The sequence below is a fragment of the Bradyrhizobium sp. genome, from assembly GCF_028868675.1.
Classification (GTDB): domain Bacteria; phylum Pseudomonadota; class Alphaproteobacteria; order Rhizobiales; family Xanthobacteraceae; genus Bradyrhizobium.
Genome location: NZ_JAGWUA010000226.1, coordinates 1 through 7,425, shown reverse-complemented (window position 1 = coordinate 7,425; position 7,425 = coordinate 1). Strand labels below are relative to the sequence as shown.

The window sequence follows — 7,425 nt, the reverse complement described above, 5'->3', positions numbered from 1 at the left end:
CGATCGTCACCATGATCACCGAGATGATCGGCTCGCCGATCATCGGCCGCAGGAATACCATCTGGATCAGGATGCCGAACACGAACATGAAGATCATGGTGATCGGCATCGCCGCGTAGAACGGCACCTGATACTTCACCATCAGCGCCCAGCACACCCAGGCGCCGACCAGCAGCAGTTCGCCCTGGGCGAAGTTCACCACCTGCGTCGCCTTGTAGATCAGCACAAACGACATCGCCACCACGCCATACAGCGTGCCGACCACGAGGCCGTTGACCAGAAGCTGGATGAGGAGTTGCGTGTTCATGGGCAGTGTCTCGTCGCGGATTTCGTCATGGCCGGGCTTGTCCCGGCCATCCACGCCTTAAGGTCGATAGGAAGAAAGACGAGGATACCCGCGACGAGCGCGGGCATGACGCCGTGCGCGTGGCAATGATGAGCCATCACTCCGCCGCCTCCCTGATCGGGCCGCCCAGCAGGTCGATCACCTTCAGCGTCGTGCGGATGCGTTGGGTGGTGCCGTCCTGGAAGCGGATCACGGTGTCGACGGGGATGTCGGCATCGCCCCGGTAGATCGCGTCGATGATGCCGGCGTATTTCTCGTTGATGACGCTGCGGCGCACCTTGCGGGTGCGGGTCAACTCGCCGTCGTCGGCGTCGAGCTCCTTGTAGAGCAGCAGGAAGCGCGAGATGCGCTGCGCCGGCGGCAGCGTCGCGTTCACCGTTTCGACCTCCTTCTGCAGCAGCGCATAGACCTCGCTCCGCGAGGCGAGGTCGCTGTAGGTCGTGAACGACAGGCGGTTCTTCTCCGCCCATTTCGAGATGATGGAATAGCGGATGCAGATCATCGCCGCGAGCGTGTCGCGGCCGGCGCCCAGCACCACGGCTTCGGCGATGTAGGGCGAGAACTTCAGCTTGTTCTCGATGAACTGCGGCGAGAAGCGCTCGCCGCGCGAGGTCTCGGCGAGATCCTTGATGCGGTCGATGACGACCAGTTGCTTGTTGTCGTTGAAGTAGCCGGCGTCGCCCGAGCACATCCAGCCGTCCTTCATGTCGGCGGCGCTCGCCTCGGGATTCTTGTAGTAGCCCAGGAACATGTTGGGATGGCGCACCACGATCTCGCCGACGCCGTGGATGTCGGGATTGTCGATCCTGATCTCGATGTCGTCGGCCATCGCGACGCCGGTGGTGTCGGGGTCGACCTTGCCCTCCGGGTGCAGCGTGTAGGCCCCGAGCATCTCGGTCTGGCCGTACAGCGTACGCAGCGGCACGCCCATGGCCTGGAAGAACTTGAACGTCTCGGGTCCCAGCGCCGCGCCGCCGGTCGCAGCCGAGCGCAGCCGCGTGAAGCCGAGCCGGTCGCGCAAGGAGCGGAACAGGATCATGTCGGCGAAGGACGAATGCTTGCCCTGCGCGAGCGCGGCCAATCCGGTTCGCATGCCGAGGTCGAACAGGCGCTGCTTGATCGGCGTCGCATCCATCACCTTGGCGCGGACGTCGGCGGCGATCTGCTCCCAGACCCGGGGCGCGAACAGGACGAAAGTCGGCGCGATCTCGCGCAGATCGTTCATCATGGTATCCGGCTCTTCGACGAAGTTGATCTTCATCCGGCAGAGCAGTCCTTTGCCGAGCACGTAGACCTGCTCCATGATCCAGGGCAGCGGCAGCACCGAGACGTATTCGTCGTCCGGGCCCTTGGGATCGAACTTGAGATAGGTCGCGCAGTGACCGAGCACGCGGCCCGGCGCAAGCATCGCGAGCTTGGGATGCGAGGTGGTGCCCGACGTCGTGCAGAGGATCGCGACGTCCTCGCCTTTGGTGGCATCGACGAGCCGGTCATACAGTGCGGGCTCGCGTGCGGCGCGCGCGCGCCCGAGCTCGGCGAGTTTTTCCGCCGGCATCAGCCGCGGATCGTCGTATTTCCGCATGCCGCGCGGGTCGGAATAGATGATGTGCTTGAGTTGCGGGGCGCGGTCGGCAAGGCCCAGGAGCTTGTCGACCTGCTCCTCGTCCTCGGCGAAGACGAGCCGGGCCTCGCCGTAATTGAGGAGATAGGAGGCCTCCTCGTCCAGCACGTCGCGATAGAGCCCGAGGCTCATGCCGCTGATGGCATGGCAGGCGATCTCGGCCGCGACCCAGTCCGGCCGGTTGTCGCCGATGATGCCGATGACGTCGCCGCGGCCGAGCCCGAGCTCGACCAGGCCGAGCGCGAAGTCGCGCACCCGGGTCTGGTAGTCGTTCCAGGTGAACAGCCGCCACAGCCCGAGATCCTTCTCCCGCAGCGCGATCTCGCCGCCGTGCTCCCTGGCGTTGAGGCGCAGGAGCTTTGGATAGGTGTCGGCCTGTGCGACGCGTCCGGCGTAGTCCATCATGCCGCACACTCCGGAGCTGCGGGCTTGTCGTCGGGATCGACCAGCGCCTCGTCCTCTTCGCCGAGATAGGCGCGCTTGACGTGGGGATCGGCGAGCACCGCGCCCGGATCGCCCTCGGCGATCTTGCGGCCGAAATCGAGCACCATGACGCGGTGGGAAATATCCATCACCACGCCCATGTCGTGCTCGATCATCACCACCGTCATCCCGTATTCCTCGTTGAGATCGACGATGTAGCGCGCCATGTCCTCCTTCTCCTCGAAGTTCATGCCGGCCATCGGCTCGTCGAGCAGGATGAGACGCGGCTCCAGCGCCATGGCGCGTGCGAGTTCCACGCGCTTGCGCAGGCCGTAGGGCAGGGTGCCGGCGGTGGCCTTGCGAACCGATTGCAGGTCGAGGAAGTCGATGATCTCCTCCACCTTGTGGCGGTGCGCGAGCTCCTCCTTGCGCGCGCCGGTGAGCCAGTACAGCGAACCCGTGATGAAATTGTTCTTCAGGAGGTGGTGACGCCCGACCATGACGTTGTCGAGCACGCTCATGTGGTGGAACAGCGCGAGGTTCTGGAAGGTACGGCCGATGCCGAGCGAGGCGCGGGCGTTGGGGGTGAGCCCCGTGATGTCGCGGCCCTGGTAGAACAGCTGCCCCTGGGTCGGCCGGTAGCGACCGGAAATGCAGTTCACGATCGAGGTCTTGCCGGCGCCGTTCGGGCCGATGATCGAGAACAGCTCGCCGTCCTTGATGCCAAAGCTGACGTCGGTCAGCGCGCGGACGCCGCCGAACCGCAATGACACTTCGCGCACTTCAAGGCTGTAATCCACGAAAATCCCTCCCGGCGACGGCGCTTGAACGCGCTCTTCGTCTTGATCCCGCATCGATCCTATAACGGACGTCCCGGTGAGGCCATGCAGCGAATGGTCCCGGTCGGTCGCGTCCGCCGCTTCCGTCCCGTTCGGGATCGAAAGCCGCATCGCGCGAGGTGGCCCTCAATAGGGTAAAGCGCTAGTTTGAATTGTCTTGTGCCTGACAATTTGCGGGCAAAAGTTTTCCGACGAAAGATCGTTCTTGATCTTTCGTCGGATGTCGGCGCGGCGGGCTTGTTGCGATGCAGCAAACGAGGTGAGGTGAGGATCAGTGCGGATGGCTTCGGGATCATGATTGGAGAGGATCATCTGAAGCGTGTCGCCGCCTGGTCGCGCGAACTGACCGAACGCGAGATCGAGATCGCGCGCGCGGGGATCGTCGAGAAATCCTATGTTACCGGCGAGACCGTCTTCATGCGCGGCGACATGTTCGGCTACTGGGCCGGCATGGTCAGCGGACTCGGGCGGATGGGAGCGGTCTCGCGGGACGGCAAGGCGACGAGTCTCGCTGGCCTGACCGCCGGCGCCTGGTTCGGCGAAGGCAGCGTGCTGAAGAACGAGCCGCGGCGCTACGACGTGGTCGCGCTGCGCGACAGCCGTCTCGCCCTGATGGATCGCAGCGCCTTCATGTGGCTGTTCGAGAACAGCGTCGGCTTCAACCGCTTCCTGGTACGCCAGCTCAACGAGCGCCTCGCCCAGTTCATCGGCATGCTCGAGGTGAACCGGACGCTCGATGCCACCGCGCGGCTTGCCCGCAGCATCGCCTCGCTGTTCAATCCGATCCTCTATCCGGACTCCACGACGCATCTGGAGATCACCCAGGAAGAGATCGGCGCGCTTTCCGGCATGTCGCGACAGAACGCCAACCGCGCATTGAACCAGCTCGAGAAGGAGGGCCTGCTGCGGCTCGAATATGGCGGCGTCACCGTGCTCGACATCGAGCGGCTGCGGAACTACGGCGACGAGTGAAAGGACCTCGCAGGAATACGCGTCACCTTGCGACTGCCTTCGGTCTCTTCTCCGCAAGCGTGGTTGCCATCGCCGAGATCAGCGGGCGCATGAAATAGGCCTCCTCCGCCGGCGAGATGTCGGTGCGCAGGCCGAGTGCCGCAAGCTCGGCGGAGACCGCGGGACCGACCGAGGCGATCAGCGTCCGCTCCAGGCCTTCACGCAGCCGGCGTTCGCTGCCGTGCAATTTCGCCGCCTCGAACAGGCGGCGGAGCTGGCCGAGATTGGTGAGCGCAATGGCGTCGATCCGCCCCTCCGCCATCTCGGCGATGGCGGTGACGATATTGGCATCGACCGCCTTGGCGTCGTGGGTGTAGGGCAGCACCGTATCGACGTCGACGCCCTGCGCGGCGATGACGCCGATCAGGGCACTGTGATCCTTGTCGGGATAGAGCTGCAGTCCGACGCGATGGCCCTTGAGGTCGAACTTCGCCAGCATCTCGATCACGCCCTCGGTGGTCGGCTTCTCCGTGGTCTGTTGCGGCTCGAGCCCGACCTCGCGCAGGGCCTTGCCCGGCTTCGGCCCGCGAATGAACTTTCGCGACCGGGCGAGCGCCGCCACGAAGGCCTGGTCGAGGGCGCGCGCCCGCGCGAGTTTCATCAGGCGGCGCATGCCTTCGCCGGTCATCAGCACCAGATCGTCAAACGGCCTTTCGATGGCGCGACGAATCCAGGCCTCAACCGGCGCCGGATCCGGGGCGTCGACGATCGCGAACATCGGGCATTGCACGACCTCGGCGCCTTGCTCGGCCAGCAGCCGGGAGAATTGCGCCTCCTCGCGCGCTTCGAGGATCAGGATGCGGTAGCCGTTCAATCGGTCGGCCATGGGAGCGCTCCGGTGCGGAAATGCAATGCTGCATTCATCCTGACTCGCCGCTTGGGATTGGCGCAAGGCCGCAGGCAATGATAGAGCAGGGCGCAAATCGCCGGCGCGCCGGCTTGCCCAAAGATTCATCAAGGCCCATGCCCGACCATCAATACGTTCTGACCCTGTCCTGTCCCGATCGTCCCGGCATCGTCTCGGCGGTGTCGACCTTCCTTGCCCATAACGGGCAGAACATTCTCGACGCCCAGCAGTTCGACGACATCGAGACCAACAAGTTCTTCATGCGCGTGGTGTTCACCGCGGCCGATCTCGCCGTCGAACTGTCGGCGCTGCAGACTGGCTTCAGCGCAATCGCCGAGCGCTTCGCCATGGACTGGCAGATGCGCGACCGCGCCGGGCACCGCAAGGTGATGCTGCTGGTGTCCAAATCGGATCACTGCCTGGTCGACATCCTCTATCGCTGGCGTACCGGCGAACTGCCGATGATCCCGACCGCGATCGTCTCCAACCATCCGCGCGAGGTCTATGCCGGGCTCGATTTCGGCGACGTCCCGTTCCACCATCTGCCGACGACGAAGGATACCAAGCGCGAGCAGGAAGCGCAGATCTGGGATCTCGTCGGCAAGACCAGGACCGACCTCGTGGTGCTCGCGCGCTACATGCAGATCCTGTCGGACGATCTGTCGGCAAAGCTCTCGGGACGCTGCATCAACATCCACCACTCCTTCCTGCCGGGCTTCAAGGGTGCAAAGCCCTATCACCAGGCCCATGAGCGCGGCGTCAAGCTGATCGGCGCCACCGCGCACTACGTCACGCGCGACCTCGACGAGGGTCCAATCATCGATCAGGACGTCGAGCGCATCAGCCATCGCGACACTCCGGAGGACCTCGTGCGCAAGGGCCGCGACATCGAACGTCGCGTGCTGGCGCGCGCGATGCGCTATCATCTCGACGACCGCGTGCTGCTCAACGGCCGCAAGACCGTGGTGTTCGTGGACTAGATGTGGCCCGGCGGGTCGCTCGCGTTCGCGAATGTCGGCATGGACAGCGCCCGGAGGTTCAAGTCCCTGGGCCGGATTTCGGGTCCGACGGACTTGTGCATTGCGGCAAGAGCGCCTATGTTGCAGACATTCGATTAGCCGCTGTGCCTTTTTGAATGCGCCCGCGGGCTCCTTCCCGAAGACATCGACGAGTTGAATTTGAAACGCGCGGATTTCTGCGCGAATGTCTTCAGGAGAAGTAGAATGCCGACGGGTACTGTAAAGTGGTTCAACGGTCAGAAGGGCTTTGGCTTCATTCAGCCCACTGACGGCGGGAACGATGTGTTCGTGCACATCAGCGCCGTCGAACGGGCTGGTCTTTCCGGTCTGGCCGAAGGCCAGAAGGTCTCCTTCGAGATCAAGACCGACAAGATGCGTGGCAAGGTCAGCGCGGAAAATCTGTCGCTGGCTTGAGCCGCCTGCGCCATTTCACGGATGTACTGAAATGGCCGTGCTGCCCGCTCGATCCCGGGATTGAGCGGGTTTTGCTTGTTCTTCGTACGCGGAGTGGGCATGAGCGACAAGAAACCGGTTGAGCCTTCACCTCAGAGCATTGCCCGCGCCAACCGGCTGCGCCTGGCTCAGGAAGAGGGCGCGCGAGCCATGGCTGACGTCGAGCGGCAGGCGGTCGCCGTGCGCAAGAACATGGAGCGCCTTCGATCGCTGCGCGAAGCCCGCGACGCCCAGGAGGCGGCAGCCCGGAACTCCTTGCCCGAACCCGCGAAGAAGAAGCGCGGGAAGTCGATTTCGAAATAACCGGTCTAGCGAATGACGTCGTCGGAATCCGCGGCGGGCTGTTTCGCCTGGTCTTCCTTCTCGCGCTCCGAGGCCGGCATCAGCCGCCGCCGTTCGCGTTCCTTCATGAACTCGTCGTATTTCGCAGTGCCCGGCCGCGGCGGGGCGTCCGCCGGCAGACCACCGGCCCATTGCGGGATGTAGTCGCCCATCCCGGCCGAGATGCTCTGGTTGATCGTGCCGCACCCCGACAGGCCTGCGGCCAGCAGGGCGGCGGCAACCGAGATCGCAAGGGGACGGAAACGCATCAGCATCTCTTGGCGCGCCGGATAAACGGTTGAGCGACGCCGGACGGCACCAGCGGTCTGTAACCGTAGTCCTCAACACGTAAAATTGGCTTATTCGAGATAAGTATTTAAACACCTAAGGTAGATCGATCGCCCTAGCCGCGCGCAGGGCTGCAATGGCTGCCGTGGGCGAGGGGGTGATCGATCCGTGCTCACGCCCGGCGTCGCCGCGCGACACTTCGCTTGGTCAGTCCAAGGTTTGGTCAGTCCAAGAGTTTTTTCGTTGACAAGACCAGT

The 7,425-nt window shown here is 64.1% G+C and carries 8 protein-coding genes and 1 pseudogene; 4 read left to right on the top strand and 5 right to left on the bottom strand.

The window, feature by feature from the left end:
• The 3 genes and pseudogenes from KGM94_RS21845 to KGM94_RS21835 form a co-directional block, all read right to left on the bottom strand.
• Positions 1 to 307, bottom strand: a pseudogene (locus KGM94_RS21845) (branched-chain amino acid ABC transporter permease); the annotation flags it as partial.
• A gap of 136 nt (positions 308 to 443) precedes the next feature.
• A complete protein-coding gene (locus KGM94_RS21840) occupies positions 444 to 2,372 on the bottom strand; it encodes a long-chain fatty acid--CoA ligase (RefSeq protein WP_300264011.1) in 1,929 nt (642 codons plus the stop codon).
• Positions 2,369 to 3,190, bottom strand: coding sequence for an ABC transporter ATP-binding protein (locus KGM94_RS21835; RefSeq protein ID WP_300264009.1), 822 nt, complete (start codon positions 3,188 to 3,190; stop codon positions 2,369 to 2,371). The genes KGM94_RS21840 and KGM94_RS21835 overlap by 4 nt, the downstream gene beginning before the upstream one ends.
• A gap of 333 nt (positions 3,191 to 3,523) precedes the next feature.
• Here KGM94_RS21835 and KGM94_RS21830 point away from each other — a divergent pair, with 333 nt between their 5' ends.
• A complete protein-coding gene (locus tag KGM94_RS21830; RefSeq protein WP_300264006.1) occupies positions 3,524 to 4,201 on the top strand; it encodes a Crp/Fnr family transcriptional regulator in 678 nt (225 codons plus the stop codon).
• 22 nt (positions 4,202 to 4,223) lie between these two features.
• Here KGM94_RS21830 and KGM94_RS21825 read toward each other — a convergent pair whose 3' ends face one another.
• Positions 4,224 to 5,066, bottom strand: a complete 843-nt coding sequence (locus KGM94_RS21825; protein ID WP_300264004.1) for a uroporphyrinogen-III synthase — start codon at positions 5,064 to 5,066, stop codon at positions 4,224 to 4,226.
• 137 nt (positions 5,067 to 5,203) lie between these two features.
• Here KGM94_RS21825 and purU point away from each other — a divergent pair, with 137 nt between their 5' ends.
• The 3 genes from purU (at position 5,204) to KGM94_RS21810 (ending at position 6,862) form a co-directional block, all read left to right on the top strand.
• Entirely contained in the window at positions 5,204 to 6,067 is an 864-nt protein-coding gene (gene purU, locus KGM94_RS21820; RefSeq protein ID WP_300264002.1) for a formyltetrahydrofolate deformylase, read from the top strand.
• Positions 6,068 to 6,310: 243 nt separating this feature from the next.
• The gene (locus KGM94_RS21815) at positions 6,311 to 6,520 is read left to right on the top strand and encodes a cold-shock protein (protein ID WP_300264000.1); all 210 of its coding nucleotides are present in this window, start codon (positions 6,311 to 6,313) and stop codon (positions 6,518 to 6,520) included.
• A 99-nt stretch (positions 6,521 to 6,619) separates the two neighbouring features.
• Positions 6,620 to 6,862 (top strand): transcriptional regulator, encoded by a 243-nt coding sequence (locus tag KGM94_RS21810; RefSeq protein WP_300263998.1) that lies wholly within the window; start codon positions 6,620 to 6,622, stop codon positions 6,860 to 6,862.
• Between the two features lie 5 nt (positions 6,863 to 6,867).
• On the opposite strand, the gene KGM94_RS21805 is transcribed toward KGM94_RS21810, so the two are convergent.
• Entirely contained in the window at positions 6,868 to 7,155 is a 288-nt protein-coding gene (locus tag KGM94_RS21805) for a hypothetical protein (protein WP_300263996.1), read from the bottom strand.
• Positions 7,156 to 7,425 lie beyond the last annotated feature (270 nt).

Excerpts from the sequence above, each read along its gene's own strand:
- KGM94_RS21825 (WP_300264004.1), bottom strand. The coding sequence starts at position 5,066 with ATGGCCGACCGATTGAACGGCTACCGCATCCTGATCCTCGAAGCGCGC.
- KGM94_RS21810 (WP_300263998.1), top strand. The coding sequence starts at position 6,620 with ATGAGCGACAAGAAACCGGTTGAGCCTTCACCTCAGAGCATTGCCCGC.
- KGM94_RS21830 (WP_300264006.1), top strand. The coding sequence starts at position 3,524 with ATGATTGGAGAGGATCATCTGAAGCGTGTCGCCGCCTGGTCGCGCGAA.
- KGM94_RS21815 (WP_300264000.1), top strand. The coding sequence starts at position 6,311 with ATGCCGACGGGTACTGTAAAGTGGTTCAACGGTCAGAAGGGCTTTGGC.
- purU (WP_300264002.1), top strand. The coding sequence starts at position 5,204 with ATGCCCGACCATCAATACGTTCTGACCCTGTCCTGTCCCGATCGTCCC.
- KGM94_RS21840 (WP_300264011.1), bottom strand. The coding sequence starts at position 2,372 with ATGATGGACTACGCCGGACGCGTCGCACAGGCCGACACCTATCCAAAG.
- KGM94_RS21805 (WP_300263996.1), bottom strand. The coding sequence starts at position 7,155 with ATGCTGATGCGTTTCCGTCCCCTTGCGATCTCGGTTGCCGCCGCCCTG.